At 60.8% G+C, this 16,884-nt stretch carries 13 protein-coding genes; 8 read left to right on the forward strand and 5 right to left on the reverse strand.

All coding sequences use genetic code 11. The features are described from left to right. Nucleotides 1-121 precede the first annotated feature (121 nt). Nucleotides 122-1,510: an MFS transporter gene (locus GA615_RS05515; RefSeq protein ID WP_152050267.1), complete on the forward strand. Its 1,389-nt coding sequence runs from the start codon at nt 122-124 to the stop codon at nt 1,508-1,510. An 88-nt stretch (nt 1,511-1,598) separates the two neighbouring features. Further along, nucleotides 1,599-2,510 (forward strand): dihydrodipicolinate synthase family protein, encoded by a 912-nt coding sequence (locus GA615_RS05520; protein WP_152050268.1) that lies wholly within the window; start codon nt 1,599-1,601, stop codon nt 2,508-2,510. A 32-nt stretch (nt 2,511-2,542) separates the two neighbouring features. Here GA615_RS05520 and GA615_RS05525 read toward each other — a convergent pair whose 3' ends face one another. Beyond that, nucleotides 2,543-3,436, reverse strand: coding sequence for an acetamidase/formamidase family protein (locus GA615_RS05525; RefSeq protein ID WP_152050269.1), 894 nt, complete (start codon nt 3,434-3,436; stop codon nt 2,543-2,545). A 183-nt stretch (nt 3,437-3,619) separates the two neighbouring features. On the opposite strand from GA615_RS05525, the gene GA615_RS05530 reads away from it, so the two are divergent. The 4 genes from GA615_RS05530 (at nt 3,620) to GA615_RS05545 (ending at nt 7,786) form a co-directional block, all read left to right on the forward strand. Next, a complete protein-coding gene (locus tag GA615_RS05530; RefSeq protein ID WP_152050270.1) occupies nt 3,620-4,993 on the forward strand; it encodes a hypothetical protein in 1,374 nt (457 codons plus the stop codon). A gap of 61 nt (nt 4,994-5,054) precedes the next feature. Then, entirely contained in the window at nt 5,055-5,909 is an 855-nt protein-coding gene (locus tag GA615_RS05535) for an amidohydrolase family protein (protein ID WP_152050271.1), read from the forward strand. A 206-nt stretch (nt 5,910-6,115) separates the two neighbouring features. After that, entirely contained in the window at nt 6,116-6,550 is a 435-nt protein-coding gene (locus GA615_RS05540) for a thioredoxin family protein (protein WP_152050272.1), read from the forward strand. 138 nt (nt 6,551-6,688) lie between these two features. Further along, nucleotides 6,689-7,786, forward strand: coding sequence for a DSD1 family PLP-dependent enzyme (locus GA615_RS05545; protein WP_152050273.1), 1,098 nt, complete (start codon nt 6,689-6,691; stop codon nt 7,784-7,786). 8 nt (nt 7,787-7,794) lie between these two features. On the opposite strand, the gene GA615_RS05550 is transcribed toward GA615_RS05545, so the two are convergent. The 3 genes from GA615_RS05550 to GA615_RS05560 all read right to left on the reverse strand — a co-directional run bounded on the left by GA615_RS05550 (nt 7,795) and on the right by GA615_RS05560 (nt 12,416). Beyond that, the gene (locus tag GA615_RS05550; protein ID WP_152050274.1) at nt 7,795-9,264 is read right to left on the reverse strand and encodes a DUF1501 domain-containing protein; all 1,470 of its coding nucleotides are present in this window, start codon (nt 9,262-9,264) and stop codon (nt 7,795-7,797) included. Then, entirely contained in the window at nt 9,254-11,884 is a 2,631-nt protein-coding gene (locus GA615_RS05555) for a PSD1 and planctomycete cytochrome C domain-containing protein (RefSeq protein WP_152050275.1), read from the reverse strand. Before GA615_RS05555 ends, GA615_RS05550 begins: the two co-directional genes overlap by 11 nt. 256 nt (nt 11,885-12,140) lie before the next feature. Next, the gene (locus tag GA615_RS05560) at nt 12,141-12,416 is read right to left on the reverse strand and encodes a hypothetical protein (RefSeq protein WP_152050276.1); all 276 of its coding nucleotides are present in this window, start codon (nt 12,414-12,416) and stop codon (nt 12,141-12,143) included. A gap of 252 nt (nt 12,417-12,668) precedes the next feature. On the opposite strand from GA615_RS05560, the gene GA615_RS05565 reads away from it, so the two are divergent. Then, a complete protein-coding gene (locus GA615_RS05565) occupies nt 12,669-13,817 on the forward strand; it encodes a carboxypeptidase-like regulatory domain-containing protein (RefSeq protein ID WP_161602192.1) in 1,149 nt (382 codons plus the stop codon). A 115-nt stretch (nt 13,818-13,932) separates the two neighbouring features. After that, nucleotides 13,933-15,087: a glycosyltransferase family 4 protein gene (locus GA615_RS05570; RefSeq protein ID WP_152050278.1), complete on the forward strand. Its 1,155-nt coding sequence runs from the start codon at nt 13,933-13,935 to the stop codon at nt 15,085-15,087. Here GA615_RS05570 and GA615_RS05575 read toward each other — a convergent pair. Continuing rightward, the gene (locus tag GA615_RS05575; RefSeq protein WP_152050279.1) at nt 15,076-16,500 is read right to left on the reverse strand and encodes a dicarboxylate/amino acid:cation symporter; all 1,425 of its coding nucleotides are present in this window, start codon (nt 16,498-16,500) and stop codon (nt 15,076-15,078) included. The genes GA615_RS05570 and GA615_RS05575 overlap by 12 nt on opposite strands. Between the last annotated feature and the right edge of the window lie 384 nt (nt 16,501-16,884).

Genomic DNA, 16,884 nt, shown 5'->3' on the forward strand with positions numbered 1-16,884 from the left:
TTGCTGACTAGTTCGAATCCTTCGACCCGCACAGGGCAAGAAGGGCAGGAGTCAAGGTTGGCTCGCGTCATCGGTTGAAGACTCAGCAAGGCCAGAAAACATTTGTCACGATTGAGCATCCATGAATCACGAAGCGGGACTTCTCCTCGACGAGGAAGCGGAACGACCGAGCCGAGTTCGCTATGTGGTGCTGCTGGCACTGGCGATGGCGGCGGTCATCTCGTACCTGTCTCGGGTTGCCCTGGCTCCAGCGGCCTCGACCATCCAGTCGCAGATGGGATTGGACGATCGGGAGATGGGGTACGTTCTGGGTGGCTTTTTCCTGGGGTATCTCTGGGCTCAGGTTCCGGGGGGATGGCTCGGGGATCGCCTGGGTGCGCGGTGGGGGCTGGCACTCCTCAGCCTGCTCTGGTCGATTGCGACGATTGGGACTGCGCTTGCGGATTCGGCAACGTCGCTCTGGTGGACCCGAGCGGCGGTCGGGTTCGCACAGGGCGGCGTGTTTCCGATCTCGGCGAAGGTCATTACCGCATGGTTTCCAGTCGATCGTCGGGGGATTGCGGGAGCGGTCCCGACCGCCTGCATGTCGGTAGGATCGGTGCTTGCCAATGGCCTGACGGTGCTCATGATTCCGGTGATCGGCTGGCGAGGGGTGTTCCATGTGTACGCAGCGATGGGAATCGTTTGGGCCGTGCTCTTTGGAATCTGGTATCGCAACAGTCCCCGAGAGCACTCAGGGACGAACGAGGCGGAACGGACGTTAATTCTCGGACAGTGGGGACCGGGCCGAAAATCGGCGAAATCGCACGACGGGACGATTGCAAGCGGAGAGGAACCCGCGTCTGAGGTCCCGGCGATCTCGACCGGAAGGGCACTGACGACGATGGCGATCAGCCCGGGAATGTGGGCGTTTTGTGGCCAATCGTTTTTTCGGGCATTCGGATACGCGTTTTTTATCACATGGTTCCCGGTCTATCTGGAACGAAGTCGAGGGTTACGGATCGAAGATGCCGGAATGTTAAGCATGGGACCACTCTTCGGGGTCGTGGTAGGCAGTTTTCTGGGTGGCTACTGGGTTGACTTGATCCTGAGGAGGACCGGAAAACCCTGGCTCAGTCGGAGTGGACTGTCGGCGGGGGCACTTCTCGTCTGCAGCCTGACGATGCTCGCCGCCACCTGGATTCACGATCCGATGGGGGCAGTCTTTCTGATCACGATCGGGACGCTGTTCTTCGGCATCACCGGTCCCACGACCTGGGCGACGACCATGGATATTGCGGGAGGTCACACGGCGACTGTTTTTGCGGTCATGAACATGGCGGGAAATTTTGGTGCGATGGCTTGCCCGGTTGTGGTCGGATATCTTTTTGAAGAAATTCGAGATACAGGTGGCGAATGGGAACTGGTCCTCTACCTCTTTTCGGTGGTCTATCTGGCCGGAGCGATTTGCTGGCTCGTACTCGATCCGACGCGATCTGTTGTGAATCGCATCAGAAGCAAACCATCATAAATCACTTTCAACGGCATCTCAGCGCAAGGCCAACCTCTGTGTGATTGCAGCGCTTTCCCATCCAAGCAGACAGTGAAAGGAACATTTTATGGACTTCGATCGTGACCGACTCTCGACGGTCCAGCTCGTTCCGCCGACCCCCTTTTCACCAGACGGGCAAGCGATTTTGCCCGAGGTGCTCGAAGACTTTCTCCGAACGGTCCATCACAAGGGGATTCGAGTCGTTCTCCCGGGTGCAGGCACAGGGGAGTTCCATTCGCTCACCGCGTCGGAGGTGGTTTCCTGTGTTCAGGCTGCTCGAAAGGCGATGGGCCGAGAAGGGATCGTGGTGGCCCCCATCGGCCTGGGGCTGCATCATGCCCTTGAAACGGGGAAGGGGGCAATTGAGGTCGGAGCCGATGCGTTGCTCGTCATGCCTCCCGTTCATCCATATCTCAGCGATTCAGGAGTTCGAGACTATTTTGACTTCCTGATGAAGAAATTGCCGAAACCCTTTCTTGTGTATAAAAAAGGACCCTTTCCGAGTGATGACCTGCTAGTGGAGTTGGGAGCATCCGATCAATTCATCGGGGTAAAATATGCTGTGAATGATCTTGACGCGTTCACCCGCTTTGCGGCGAAGGTCGGGGGGCAACTCGGCCTGTACTGCGGGACGGCCGAGCGGTACGCCCCCTTTTTTCATCTGGCAGGGGCCACCGGGTACACCTCAGGAGCGGGGAATCTCTGTCCGCGATTGACGTTGGCAATGCACCAGGCGCTCGTGGAAGGTCGATATCAGGAGGCGATGCGGCTGCTCGCGTTGCTTCGACCAATCGAAGATGGCCGCGCACGGTCCGCAGACTCCTATAATATCTCGCTGTTGAAAACCGGCCTGAGTCTTCTCGGGCGAGACTTTGGACCACCACGTCCTCCCCAGCGCCAGGTGACCGAACAGGAAGCCTGGGAGATCAAGAGGCTGCTGGATCCCATTCTGGTTGCAGAGGCAGCCCTGGACCATTGAGCTGCCCCCCCATTTCAAGAGGACTCAAGGGTTCAAGATTGGGTTCCGGTCAGGTAACGCCGGTCGATCTTGGCGGCCACTGTGCCGATTCCATAGTAGCCGACGGAGATTCTGGCCACGTGCGTCAGGAGGTCGTACGCCCGCCAACGATCCCATCCGAACTCTGACTCCATCCAGAGAATCAGGTATGCAAAGGCCTGCGCCGTGGAACGCTCCATGGGTGCTCCACTGGCGATGGCCATGATTTCCGAGGGAGATTCAATTCGAGGCCCAGGTATCGTCATTCCTTTGCGCAAATTTACGGTAATGGTCGTCTCGGCCGGCATTTCCAGGCCGGTTGCGGAGAGCTCACCGTGCCCCATAGCAGCATGAGCATCTCCGAGAGAGAGGAGGCCCCCAGGAACGAAGACAGGCAATACGATGGTATTGCCCGGGGAGGTTTCGATCAGGTCCATGTTGCCGCCGTGCGGACCTGCGGGCGCGGTTGTGGGAGCGCCCCAGTCGGGAGCGGTCCCGATACATCCGAGCATTGGACTGTAAGGAATGGTGATCGAATCACTCCAGTAGATCACGTTATCTCGAATCGGACAAACATGAGTGCCGTGAGGACACTCGTTACCGAGCCATTCGCAAAGCTGTTTCGGGTCGGCGGTTCTCGTGGCGCACTGTCCGATGGTGGGCCGAATTTCGTGGATCGTCACCGCAAGTGCGTCGCCCGGCTCCGCGCCCTCAATCCAGATCGGCCCGGTCAGGGGATTGCTGTAGGGCATGGTGGTCTTATCGCGTCGATCGGCGTTTGTCCGAATCTGCCCCGAAAGGGCATCCTCCGACTCCACCATCACCGTCTCGCCCGGCTCAATGCGAAGTCGAGGCTGGTGATGGCGGCTGAATTCATAATGGAGCGGGCCCATGGGCAAGTGTTTCATAAGACTCCTCAATTCCGATGAACACCGATTCGTCACGTGTCTGGTTCGCCGACTCAACTGAGCATAGCAGGGCTTCGTGACGATTACCGCCCATCACCCTCTGGATGTCGCGCAACGAGCATCGTACGATTCCGACTTGGATCGTTGGGAACCGGGTTCCTCTGGCTTCGATGGAATGGCAACATGCTTATCTTTCTGTCTCTCGTTCTGGCCACCTTGCCGGGACTTGCAGGTGTGGGAGAAGGAAATCCACAAGCCGACGCAGGGCTCAGGTTGACCTCACCAGACCAGGATCAACACTGGCGAGTCGGAAGCAAGCACTGGATCACCTGGGAGCCCCGAGAGTTGCCGGAGTCGTCGCGGGGAAACCTGATCTTCTCAGCGGATGACGGTGACACGTGGGAACCCGTGGATCAAGTCGATTGGGAATCCGGGGAATACCTCTGGACGGTCCCGGATCGGGAGTCGAACTCCTGCTTGCTTCGGCTCGAGGTGGAGGGGGAGTCACCCCGTTCGATCTCGTCATCACGATTTGCGGTCCTGCCTTCGCGGGAGGTTCCCAGCTATCGCTGGATCAAGGTCACCGACTCGGCTCCCTTCGCGGCGAGAGATGGAGCCGGCGCCCTGGTCTTTCAAGGATCGATGTGGCTGATCGGTGGATGGAACCCCGGCGATAAGACCCATTTTCCCCGGATCTGCAATAACGAGGTCTGGAGCAGTGAGGATGGAGCGCATTGGGTTCTTGAAAAACCGAATACGTTCCTGGATCAATCGTTTGACCCAACCTCCGACTGGGAAGGCCGACATACTGCAGGCTACGCCGTGTTGAACGACATGATGTGGATCATCGGAGGGGATGTAAACCAGGGGCACTATCAGCACGATGTCTGGAACAGCAAGGATGGTCGCACATGGAATTCTGTGAATGAGCAACAGCCAGTGCCGTGGGGTCCCCGAGCTTTGCATTACACGTTGGTGTTTCAGGACCGGATCTGGGTGATGGGCGGTCAGACCATGCCTGGCTTTGCCCCGTCGGAGGAAGTCTTTTACGGGGATCTGTGGTCCTCGGGTGACGGAGTGAATTGGGAACAAGTGATTCCGGAGCAGCCCTCATGGGCTCCTCGGGGAATGATCGGAGGCGCGGCGGTCCATCGTGATCGCATGTGGATTCTTGGTGGAGGGACCTACGATACGCCCCAAACGCCCACGCGAATCTATTACAACGATGTCTGGAGCTCTGCCGACGGGAACCGTTGGACCCTGCACACGAGTCGAGCCCCCTGGGCGGCGAGGCAGTATCACGAAGTCGCCTCGTTTGATGGTCGGCTCTGGGTCATGGAAGGGTTTTCCGGCGCCAATCGAAACGACGTCTGGTACTCGGAAGATGGCGTCAACTGGTACGAGATTCCGGAGACTCCCTGGGCCCCCCGCCACGCGGCCAGTGTGTTTCTGTTCGACGATGCACTCTGGGTCGTCGCGGGGAACAACATGCAGCCGGACGTCTGGAAGTTGGTGCGGGAGGAGTCAGATTCTTCGGCTCCGAGTTCCGAACGGTGACGAAATAAGTGAGAGAAGCTCAAGGGCGTTACCAGATTCTCGAAAGTGAAGAGGATTGGGGATGATTATTGACGTTCACAGTCACACATGGAAGTATCCGGAACATTTCACTGATGACTTCCGAATTCAGGCAAGTCGGGCCAAGGCTGGAGAAGAGCTAGACTTGACCGTTCGGTTCGAAGAATACCAACAGACTTCGGTGCCGGACGTGCGGACCATCGTCTTTGGCGGCAAGGCGCGGTTGAGCGGGCTCTGGGTGGATGATCACGACGTCGCGCGGTATGTGGCCGAACACCCTGACCGGCTCATCGGCTTCCTTTCGCTTGATCCCACGCAGGACGGCTGGGAACGGGAGCTGTCTGAGGGGCACCAGGATCTGGGACTGCGCGGAATCAAATTGATGCCGATGTATGCAGGGTTCTCACCAGATGATGAGCGACTCGACTTCCTTTGGTCGTACGCCAGCCAACACAGACTTCCGGTCCTTCTGCACACCGGGACGACGTTTGTGTCTCAGGCGCCTCTGGACTGCACGTTGCCACGATTGCTCGATCGCGTGGCAATCCGGTTCCCCGACGTAAAGATCATTCTGGCACACTTGGGTCATCCCTACGAAGGGGAATGCGTTGCGGTGATCCGGAAGCATCCCAATGTTTATGCAGATCTGAGTGCCTTACATTACCGTCCGTTTCAGCTCTATCAGAGTTTGATGCTCGTGCAGGAGTACGGAGTCTGGAAGAAAATTCTCTTTGGAACGGATTATCCCTTTACGACGGTCAACGCCACGATTGAAGGCTTGCGCGGCTTGAACCGGATGGTGGAAGGCACCCATCTGCCTCGGCTTGACCCAGACGCGATCGAGGAGGTCATTTTTCGAGATTCGCTCCCACTGCTGGGTCTTGAGGCTCTGGGGTGAGACCGTTCAACCCGTTGATCTCGGATTTGTCCATTGCGAGGAACAGCAATCCCTATCCGTCTCGTTCGCACAACCCGAATTGCTGAGGGCGCATCATCACTGCCAGGGGTGGTCGAAACCCGATAATTTCCTGGGAGCGGCGGAAGGCTTCCCTTCGGTTTCGACCGAAGCCGAGTTTCATCGATGAACGAAGGGGATCGACGAGTATGACGTTGACGCAACGATCACGACGCTCTGGGATCATGGTCCTGGCCATGGTTGCGCTGGTGCCGATGGCAGCGGTTGCGAACGGGATTGCCTGGAATCACAGTTACGCCACGGCTCGGAATTCGTCGGTGCAAACAGGGAAGCCGATCCTTGTCTCCGTCTCATCCCGAGGATGTGGCTGGTGCAAACAACTGGAACGCACGACGTTCCGGGATCCGAGAGTCGTGGAAATGCTCAATGGTCAAACCGTTCCGCTGAAGATCGACGCGAACGATCCCGCGCACGAATCATTGGTCGAAGCGCTCGGCCTTCAGGCAGTGCCGACGCTGGCCGCGATCACGGCAGACGGTCGCATTGTGGCGAATCAGACCGGGTATCTTGATGCGAGGGAATTCCTCTCCTGGATTCGCCCTGTGGTCGGACCGGCGAGATGAGGACAGAGCAGACTCCGGGCAGGGGTTCCAACCCAGCCCGGAGTGAATTTGTTGAACCGCAACGTGAATTCGGGCGTTTCCCCGATTCGATGAGCCAAGACGAGACACTGCCTGAACTTCTCACGAGGGATTCGCTCGATGCTCTTGAGTTCCATTGGTCTGACGCTTGAAGAACTGGACACCCCGGCACTGCTTCTGGATCTTGTTGCGTTCGAGGCGAACGTCCAGACCATGGCCAATCACCTGGGCGCCCGGAAGGTTCAGTGGCGACCGCATGCCAAGGCTTTCAAAAGCCCTGCGATTGCCCATGAACTGCGAAGAGCCGGCGCGATTGGTGTGACGGTAGCCAAGGTCTCCGAAGCGGAAGTGATGGCTTCGGCCGGGATCGAAGACATCCTGATCGCTCACATGGTGGTGGGACCGTCGAAGGTCGCTCGGCTGGCAGCTTTGCAACGTCGGAGTGACGTCAAGGCCACGGTGGATCATCCCGATCAACTGGAGCCGATGGGGTCGGCCGCGGTCAGGGCAGGGGTCGAGGTGGGGATTCTGGTCGATGTGGATCTGGGAATGCGTCGGTGTGGGGTTCGGTCGGCGGAAGCGGCCGTGGAGTTGGCTCGTCGGGTCTCAGAAACGCCCGGCCTGCGATTCGATGGGCTGATGGGATATGAAGGACATACGCTGTTCATTCCCGATCCCGACGCCAAGCGACAGGCAATTGATGAGGCAATCGGGCGGCTTCTCGCGGCGAAATCAGCGGTGGAGAATGCTGGCCTTCCCTGTCGGATTGTCTCGGCGGGTGGTTCGGGTTCCTACCAGTTCACCGCAGACATCCCAGGGATCACCGAACTTCAGGCGGGTGGAGGAGTCTTCGCCTGCCGTTACTACACGGAAATTTGCCGGGTCGCGGGGCATCAGCCCGCGATTGCGGTCCTGGCAACGGTCGTGAGCCGTCCGGAACCGGATCGGGCGATCCTCGACATTGGGCGGAAGTCGATCAGCGATTTCCAGACACCGCCGGTCCTTGCCGATCATCCGGGGTGTCAGGTCCTGGGGCTCTCGGCGGAGCACGCCACGGTTGAGGTGGCCTCGGGGGAGTCGCTGCGGATTGGGGATCGCGTTCGGGTCATTCCGGGCTACAGCGACTTCACCTTCGTGCTGCACGACCGGATTCTTGCTCACCGAAGCGGAGTCGTTGAAGCATGCTGGCCGTTGCTCGGCCGAGGCATGCTCCAGTAATCATCCGGTCAGCCGGCGTGGTGGGGAGGGGATTGCAGGATCCCCTCGACGACCTGGGAGGGTCGGCCGTCGGTGATCCGGTGCTCGCGACCGTTGGCACGATAGATCAGATGCTCGTGGTCGATTCCGAGCAGGTTCATGACCGTGGCCTGGAAGTCGTTCGGCGTGACGACATTCTCGACGGCACGGTGGCCCACCTCGTCGGTCGCGCCAAAGGTCATGCCCCCTTTGATCCCACCACCGGCCATCCAGATGGAGAATCCCTGGCCGTTGTGGTCGCGGCCGGCCGAGTCGTTGAGCTCCCCTTCGGTGACGGGAAGCCGTCCGATCTCACCTCCCCAGTGAACCAGGGTGGTCTCTAGCAAACCGCGTTGCTTGAGGTCCTTGATCAGGGCGGCCGCGGGTCGGTCGGTCCGTCGGCAGATGCCCGGCAAGGTCGATTTGATCGAGTTGTGGTTGTCCCAGGGCTGGCCGCCGAGGAAAAGCTGAACGAATCGGACGCCTCGTTCGACCAGGCGGCGGGCAATCAGACATCGCGTACCGTATTCGCGGGTGTCATCGTGGTCGAGCCCGTAGAGGCGCTTGATGGACTCCGGCTCATCGGAGACGTCGAGCGCTTCCTTGGCCGCGACCTGCATGGAGGCGGCGAGTTCGTAGCTGCGGATCCGGGATTCGAGGTCGTCCTCTCCGGGGTGTTGTTCCAGATGGCGCCGGTTGAGCTGATCGAGGAAGGAGAGATTGTTCTCCTGAACGGTTCCCCGGAGGTGAGACGGAGGATCGAGGTTGAGGATTCGAGGCTCCTGAGGACGCAGGACGGTCCCCTGGTACAACGGGGGCATGAATCCGCTCGACCAGTTATGCGAGCCGTCGACCGGCTGGCCACCGGGATCGGAGAGGACCATGTAGGCGGGTAATTCCTGCGACTCGCTGCCGAGTCCGTAAACGATCCAGCTTCCGAGGGTGGGGCGTCCGGTGATTCCGGCAATGCCACCGTGGAAATAGCGGATCGAAACCTCGTGCCCATTGTGACCAGTGTGCATGGACCGGATCACACAGAGGTCGTCGACGACTCCGGCGATCTCGGGAAGCAGTTCGGAAACTTCGGTCCCGCACTCGCCGTGCTTCCGAAATTTCCAGGGAGAGCCGAGGAGGGTCTTGCTGGCGCGATTGACGAAGCTGAAGGCCACATCGCCGTCGTATTCCTTCCCGTGGAGTCGGGAAAGCTCGGGCTTCGGGTCAAGCAGGTCGACGTGAGACGGTCCACCGTGCATGAACAGCGAGATCATCGCGTTCGCCTTGGGAGCGAACATCGGAGGCCGAGCCGCCAGGTTGAGCGGCAGGTTCTCGTTCGGCTTCTGGGGAGACTCGGCCAGAACGCCGTCCTGCTTGAGCAAGGAAGCAAGGGCGAAGGCCCCCACTCCGAACCCGGTGTTCGCCAGGAAGGCTCGCCGACCCCATCGATCGGAATCAGTCCACATAGAGAAACTCGTTTGAACTGAGAAGTTGGTGGCAAAGGTTGGCGAGCACTGCCCGCTCCGGCCCCGACTCTACCTGTTCCGGACCGATCACAGCCCGCTGGGCCGTGACAAACTCTCGCGCGAGGTCAAGTTCCTCGGGCGAGATGGATCGCTGATAGGCGAGCGACCAGGCATAGGCGATCATCTGAGCCATTGTGGCTCCCTGCTCTCCTCGGAAGGTGTCGGAATCGTTCCAGGAGGCGGCTTCGACCTGGTCGGTCGCAAAGTCAGCGGGAGTCTCGGCGATGAGTCGATCGGCCATTGCCTCGGCCTCACTGACCACGAACGGGCTATTCATGAGCATCAGCGCCTGGGGGGCCGAGGTGCTGAGCGTCCGACGCTCGCAGTTGACATCCATCAGCGGCGCATCGAAGGCCGTCAGGAACGAGATCGGCCGGGATCGCCGCACTTCCACATAGATGCTGCGGCGCGTCGAGTTCCCCTCGGGAATCGCCTCGCCAAAGGTGCCCTCGACGGCAGGAATTGAGGGTCCGAACGGGGTGAGGTCGAGCCGGCCACTGGCGGCCAGGATGCGATCTCGAAGGATTTCCGCGTCGAGGCGACGCACCGGAGAACGGCCGTAGTAGATGTTGGAGGAGTCGACCAGGTCGAGTTCCGGGTTGTGCCGGGAAGACTGACGATAGACCGTTGACGTCATGATCAAGCGGTGCATCGCCTTGAGACTCCAGCCCTGTCGCACCAACTCGGTTGCCAGCCAGTCGAGCAACTCAGGATGCGACGGCAACTGACCGAGGAACCCGAAGTCTCCGGGAGTCTCGACCAGTCCACGGCCAAAGTGGTGCATCCAGATCCGGTTGGCCAGGACGCGACCGACCAGGGGATGCTTTCCACTGACCAGATGACGGGCGTAGGCGAGCCGACGGCCGGAACTGGGCACGGTCGGGTCGTTGTCGGGGATCTCGAAGCGTTCCCCCTCGGGAGCGAGGACAGTCAGGTCGCCGGGAGAGACCGGATCGAGCGGCTGTCGGTGGTCGCCTCGATGGAACAGACGGGTTTCGGGCCGAACGTCAGGAATCTCGTCGAGAACGGCGATGAAATCCTCGACCGGTTTCTCGGAGCGTTTGGCGGCAATCTGTTCGCGATCGGCCTTCAGTTCATCGGCCGCTTTCGGATTGTACTGGTAAAGGTTCCCGGCCGTGATGTTGAGGCTGGGATTGGCGGCGAGCAGCGCCTTCTGGTCCTCGCTTCGTTGATCGGCGGGCGTTTCGAAGGCGTCGCGAAGGGCGGCACGGCGGTCCTCGGGGAACTTTTGCAATTCCACGTCGAACGCTGCCGCGATGAAGGCTTGGGTTTTCGCGTCGACCGCGGCCTGGAGTTTCTGGGCCTCTGCCTCGATTACCTGAGAACGCGTTCGCTCCTCCTCGGTGAAGAGCGAAACCAGACGCTGCGAGGGACGGCGCCACTGCTGAGGGTTGAGGGCGGGCTCGAAGACGGCTCGGAGGCGGAAGTAGTCGGCCTGGGGGATGGGGTCGTAACGGTGGTCGTGACACTGGGCGCACCCGACCGTCAGACCGAGCATCGAGGAACCGACGACCTTGAGCGTGTCGGCCACGACCTGATTCGCGTCGAGGGCCAGGTCGCCCCCGCCGGTTGAGGTGGGGTCGGCAACGGTTCTTAGGAATCCCGTGGCCGCGAGGGTCTCTTGCTGATCGGTGGTCAGGTTCGCCCAGGGCTTGGGGACGAGTTCATCACCGGCCAGTTGTTCGATGATGAACTGGTCGAGTGGTTTATCGGCGTTGAAGGCTCGAATGACATAATCGCGATATTTGTACGCAAAGGCTCGGGGGGTATCCTGAGAGCCATTGCCATCGGAATCGGCATAACCGGCCACGTCGAGCCAGTGGCGTGCCCATCGCTCGCCGTAGGAAGGGCTGTCGAGCAAGCGGTCGATCATGCGATCGTATGCGCCGGGCTCAGAATCATTCAGATAGAAGTCGATTTGCTCCGAGGTCGGAGGGAGGCCGGTTAAATCGGCACTGGCCCGGCGGATCAAGGTGAGGCGATCGGAGTCGGGAGCGAACGCGAAGGCGTCTCCCAGGGCTTGAAGCCGGCTGAGAACAAAGGCATCGATCGGAGTTCGGACGCGATCCTCGGGACCGAAGGCAGGTGGCTCGTGCCGCCGTATGGGCTGGAAGGCCCAGTACGAGCGTTCCTCGGCGGTGATGCCGATTCCGGGAGGAATCGATTCGGGTTCCTCGCGATCGGTCGGGGCACCGGCGGCAATCCACTGCTCGATCAGGGCGATTGACTCGGGAGGAACCTTGACCTCTCCCGGGGGCATCTCCGCGTCTTGCATGCGGATGAGCAGGAGGCTTTCATCGGGAAAGCCTGGAAAGAGCGCCGTTCCACTTCGGCCACCGGCTTCCGCGAAGCGTTTGAGGCGAAGATCGAGTCCCCCCTTGAGCTCCTCCTCCCCGCCGTGACAGTCGAGGCAGTAGGCCTTCAAGATGGGGCGGATGTCGTGCTCGAACGTCAATCGCTCGGAAGGCTCCTCCATCGCCATCACCGGCCTGAGCGACAGAAGAAGCACCAGGGCAAGCATCGGGCGGAGGAGGGTCATGCGGCGTCCCCATCGAGACACGACCGGTGAGGGAGCACTATGTCCAATGGCCAACGATAGCCTCGGCATGCACCAGCCCGGTCGGACATGGCAATCTTGTTTGATTCTTGTTCAATTCGGGCCTGAAATACAATCCCGATTCTTCAAAACGGTCTGGCCGAGGGGTTGATCGGCGCTTGCGGGAGGGTGAGGCGTCTTGCGACCGCACGGGAGGATTGCGTTTTCCTGGAAGTGATTTGCAACAGGCCGAGGGGCCTTACTTCATTCGGGGAGCGACGGGTAAGTGTTGCCGCCAGTCGGTCTGGTAGGGGTCGGAAAAGAGGAGCTGAACCGCCTCGGCCCGATTCGCCTCTGACTGAAGAAGGGTTTCAATCGCGGTGCGGCACTGGGCCAGGCGAGGGTCATTTTCGATCCGATCACGGTTCGACGCGCGGTCGAGGCGGTCGAGGGACGCGGCAAGATCGAGGATCTTGGAGCGAATCTCAAGAAAATCGCGATCGAGGACATCAGACGCCGTGCGGGACTGGGACATGAGGGTTCCTCCTCGCGCGCTTCGGTGAACACAGCCGCTCGCAGTTTCTCAAAGGAACACTCGGCACGCAATTTGTTCGTTGGTCTTTCTCCCAAGATCACCCCGTCAAAGACGCTTGCGTCGTATCGTACCGCTTGTCGTGGTCGATCGGAGTGGTATGGTATTAAGTATAGGATCGGTTGATCAGGCGTCCCCGGCGCGTTGCGTGCGCCGAACCCGGTCGCCGGACTGATTTTCCTGGAGATGACTCCCATGACCCGGTTCCTCCGCCCACTCACGTTCGTGGGGCTGATGGCCCTGGTGGTGAGCCTTGGGCCGACGACGGCCCAGGCCAATGGACTCGGGCTGTTCGGTCCGAGAGAAACCACCTACATCACCCCGATCGAAACCGTCTCGGTGGTTCCGACGGTTTCGTCGTATGTGATCCCGACGACATCGATTGTGTCGACGTCGTACCTGGTTCCGACCTCCTCGGTGGTGTATCGCCCTGCACGCTACACACTGGCACCGACGATCTACCGATCCGCGTCGACGACCGTTTTGCCGACCAGTTATCTCGTGGGGAGTTCGATCCTGCGACCCACGCGCTACTACACGAGCGATGTGGTTGCGACGTCGTACCTTCCGTCCTCGGTGCTGTCGACGACTCGGTTTCTGACGCCGTCGAGCGTCGTCTACCCGTCGAGTGTCGTCTACCCGTCGAGCGTGGTTTACGATGCCCCGATCATCGAATCGGCGGCTCCGATCTATGTGGATCGTCCCTCGGCCTCAGCGGCGACCTCTGCGCCTCAAGGGCAGTCGGAACCGGGATTGTCGATCGAGCGAAACCGTCAGCAAGGCAATCCGCCGGGCGTTGGGCGCGCGCCGGCTCTGGAAAACCAGGCCATCGATCCTCGCCCCGAGCCCGTGCCTCAACCCGAGCCGACCCCGAGTGAGCCGGATCGTTCCATCGAGCCGGAACCGCTCAGCCCTCCCGATTTGCCGGCTCCGAGTGATGACGGTTCGATCGAGGGAATTGGCCCCTTGCCCTCGCTGCCCTTCGAGGAGCTTCGAGAATCGCGACGCCCCGCCTTCTCGGGCGGAGTGCCGGGATCGACCCTCGCCGCGGCGACCCGAATGGTTCAAGGTCGTGTCCGCGATGAAGCAACCGGACGACCAGTTGCGGGAGCGGTCGTGAGGTTCTCCAATACGATTGCGACCTTCGCCGAGCGTCAGGCCGTGACCAACGATCGCGGTGAGTTCCAGCTCGCGGAGTTCCTTCCCGATGGCGACTGGTCGATTGTCGTCTCGGGAACCAACGGGGAGGCCCCGACCCGGACCTACCCGCTCATTACGATCATGAGCGGCCGGATTTACGACCGCACGGGTCGTGATTATTCGAAGCTGGTGCTTGACTACTGATTGAGGGCTCTCTGTTCGCCGGCCGATGCGAAGGGACCGGCGTGGTGGCACGACGACTCAAGGACGGCGCTGGTCTGGGCCAGTGCCGTCTTTTGCGTTTCATCGCTGAATGAAGATGAACGAAACGCCGCTCCGCATCTGTTATCTGCTCGCCTACTTTCATCCCTTCGCCAGTGGCGCGGAGCGTCAGGCGTTGGCGCAGGGAACTGAGCTCGCGCGCCGAGGCCATTCGGTTCGGGTGGTCACCCAGTCGGTTCGCGGATCGGATCTCCCTCGGGATGAACTGGTTCAGGGCGTGACAGTGCATCGCTGGATCGACTCAGTCCCGATCGGCCCGCTGTTTGGCCTGAGCTTTGTCTCAGGGGCAGTTCGCGCCCTGCGAAAACTTCGAGATGAGTACGATCTGGTGCACACGCACCAGGCGCTCTGGGAAGCAGTCGCCAGTGGGGTCGCTCGATCAGCGATCGATCAGCCAACCCTCGTTCAGCCGGCCAGCTCGGGGTACTTCGGCGAGGCGGAGGAATTGTCGCGGACGCGCGGATTCCCGGTGCTCAAGCGCTTGATTCTGCGGAACTCGGCGTTTGCGGCGATCTCGCTCGATATCGAAACGCAATGGCGAGCGCTTGGGGTTCCGGCGGATCGGATGGTTCGAATGGCCAGTGGGGTCGATTCGTCCCAGTTTCATCCGGGTCCGAGTGAGGTCGAAGCGGCCTTGCCTCCGAGGCCCCGGGTGCTGTTCACCGGTAGGCTTCACCCTCAGAAAAACCTGGATTTGTTGGTCGATGCCTGGGCTGAGGTCGCATCGAAACGAGCTGAGGGCCATTTGATCTTCCTGGGTGGAGGACCAGACCACGACCGCCTCTCAGCCCGAGCCGAGGAGCTGGGGCTGGCCGATCGGGTCCATTTTGTAGGACCGGTCAGTGATCCCGCCGCGTACCTTCGCGCGGCCGACGTGTTCGTCTTGCCGAGCGTGGCCGAAGGAATGAGTAACTCGTTGCTGGAAGCCATGGCAACGGGGTTACCCTGCATCGCCTCGAAGATCGGTGGGAATGTGGATTTGCTGGAGGACGGCCCCTCGGGACTTCTGGTTCCCTTGAACGATCCTCGGGGATGGGCAGAGGCAATCCTCCGGCTCCTCGATGACCCTGAATTCGCGAGGTCCCTCGGTCAGGAGGCCCTGCGAAGGGTCGAATCGGAATTTGCCCTGCCGATCGTGGTGGATCGCTATGAGAGGCTCTACCGGAGCCTGCTCGCTCGATCAGGATGGTGACGCCGGGGGCAGGGGGTCGAGCAGGTCGGGAGGCTCCAGTTCGGCAGACGTGGAGGATGAGTCGGTCGGTTCATGGCGGTCGATGAGGATGGCCACGGTCATGTCGCCGAGCACGTTGACCGTGGTCCGGCAACGGTCGAGGAACCAGTCGATCGTGAGCAAGATCGGCAAGGCATCCACCGGCACCCGGATGGCGGCCAGGATCAGGGGCATCGTGACGAAGCTACCCGACGGGATTCCCCCCGCGCCGATGCTGGCCAGAAGCGTGGTCATCATTACGACGAGCAGATCCGCGGGGGCCAGTTCCGCTCCGACGGCCTGGGCAAAGAACAGGGCAGCGACAGCCTGATACAACGCGGTGCCGTCGTTGTTGAAGTTCGTTCCGACACAGGCGGCCAGCTGGCTCGATGCCCGAGAAATGCCAAGGCGGTCGATCAAGGATCGGAGCGTGATGGGAATGGTCGCGGCCGTGCTCGCGGTGCTGAAGGTCATGGCAATCACATCGGCCGATCCGCGCAACAGGCGAAGCGGACCGAACCGAGCCAGCACGCCGAGTTCCACGAGATACCAGACCATTTGCACCGCCAGACCGGCGAGTACCACCCCGACAAACCACCCGAGCCTCATGAACAGGCCGAATCCCTCTCGGGCGATACTGATCGCCACGACCCCGAAGACCGCCACCGGAACGAGCGCGACGACCCAAAGCAGGATCGTCATCAGGACCTCGAATCCGACCGTCACCAGATCAATCACCGCCTGGTGGTTTTGCAAACCGCTGCGTCGCTGCTGGTCGCGGAGCTTCGCCAGGGCGATGCCCACGGCGAGCGTCACCAGGACGAGTTGCGCCAGGTTGTTCGTGGCAAAGGCTTCGCCGATGCTCCGGGGGACCATTTCGAGGACAATCTGTGCGACCGACTTTCGAGGAGCCGGCTCCCGAGGGGCAGGGCGGTCGATCAGGGTGTCGATCAGCCGGGCGTCTCCCGGCTCCACCGTCTGACCTGCGTCGAGCAAGGCTCCCTCGCCGGGACGCACGAGCATGGCGATTGCCAGACCAACGATCATGGCCACGGTCGTATTGAAAACGTAGTAGCCCATCATCCGGGCCCCTTGAAGACCTCGGATGTCGTTGGTGACGATTGCCGTGAGGATTGCCAGAACAACCAACGGCGCAGCCATCGCGCTCAGTGCCCGGATGATCAACTGAGGAGCCAGGTCAAGCCCCGTGGCAAAGGCGCTGAGGAGCACTCGAACCGGCCCTGGGATTTGCTCAGACCAGCTGGCATCGACCCCGAGCAACAATCCGGTCGGGATCGCCAGCAGCACCGCCAGGACCACCCAGAAATACAGGGGCAATGTTCGGAATCGTGCTGCCTCTCGGACGACGGGAGAAATGGGCTTCGGCTCAGTCATCCGCGATCGGCTCCAGGGCTCACAAACGACGATCGACCTCAATCGGGATGACGTTGGCCGATCGACCGATCGACTGTCAAGAGGGGACCCAATCACACGGTTGTCGATCGACAGAAGCCCACGCGGATTCGTCTTCTCCGGTTTCGGGGAGGAAAACCGCTGAGTTGCCAAGGCTCCCGGACAAGGTCGATAATCGAGAGTGACGAGGAACGCGCGAGGCAATCGCTTCAAGTCTCCCTGGCCTGGCACGACAGGAGTTCGCATGACCACCCCCGACGACGGCATCCCGAGGCCACCCCGGAGGACCCGCCGAGGTCCTCAGCCGCTTCCTTCGTCGGACGTGGACGATACGCAAAGCACCTTTCGTCCTACTCCTGGTCCCAC

Origin of the sequence: Tautonia marina (assembly GCF_009177065.1) — a bacterium.
GTDB lineage: Bacteria > Planctomycetota > Planctomycetia > Isosphaerales > Isosphaeraceae > Tautonia > Tautonia marina.

Coding starts and splice junctions, on each gene's coding strand:
- GA615_RS05515 (WP_152050267.1), top strand. CDS start 122: ATGAATCACGAAGCGGGACTTCTCCTCGACGAGGAAGCGGAACGACCG.
- GA615_RS05520 (WP_152050268.1), top strand. CDS start 1,599: ATGGACTTCGATCGTGACCGACTCTCGACGGTCCAGCTCGTTCCGCCG.
- GA615_RS05525 (WP_152050269.1), bottom strand. CDS start 3,436: ATGAAACACTTGCCCATGGGCCCGCTCCATTATGAATTCAGCCGCCAT.
- GA615_RS05530 (WP_152050270.1), top strand. CDS start 3,620: ATGCTTATCTTTCTGTCTCTCGTTCTGGCCACCTTGCCGGGACTTGCA.
- GA615_RS05535 (WP_152050271.1), top strand. CDS start 5,055: ATGATTATTGACGTTCACAGTCACACATGGAAGTATCCGGAACATTTC.
- GA615_RS05540 (WP_152050272.1), top strand. CDS start 6,116: ATGACGTTGACGCAACGATCACGACGCTCTGGGATCATGGTCCTGGCC.
- GA615_RS05545 (WP_152050273.1), top strand. CDS start 6,689: ATGCTCTTGAGTTCCATTGGTCTGACGCTTGAAGAACTGGACACCCCG.
- GA615_RS05550 (WP_152050274.1), bottom strand. CDS start 9,264: ATGTGGACTGATTCCGATCGATGGGGTCGGCGAGCCTTCCTGGCGAAC.
- GA615_RS05555 (WP_152050275.1), bottom strand. CDS start 11,884: ATGACCCTCCTCCGCCCGATGCTTGCCCTGGTGCTTCTTCTGTCGCTC.
- GA615_RS05560 (WP_152050276.1), bottom strand. CDS start 12,416: ATGTCCCAGTCCCGCACGGCGTCTGATGTCCTCGATCGCGATTTTCTT.
- GA615_RS05565 (WP_161602192.1), top strand. CDS start 12,669: ATGACCCGGTTCCTCCGCCCACTCACGTTCGTGGGGCTGATGGCCCTG.
- GA615_RS05570 (WP_152050278.1), top strand. CDS start 13,933: ATGAACGAAACGCCGCTCCGCATCTGTTATCTGCTCGCCTACTTTCAT.
- GA615_RS05575 (WP_152050279.1), bottom strand. CDS start 16,500: ATGACTGAGCCGAAGCCCATTTCTCCCGTCGTCCGAGAGGCAGCACGA.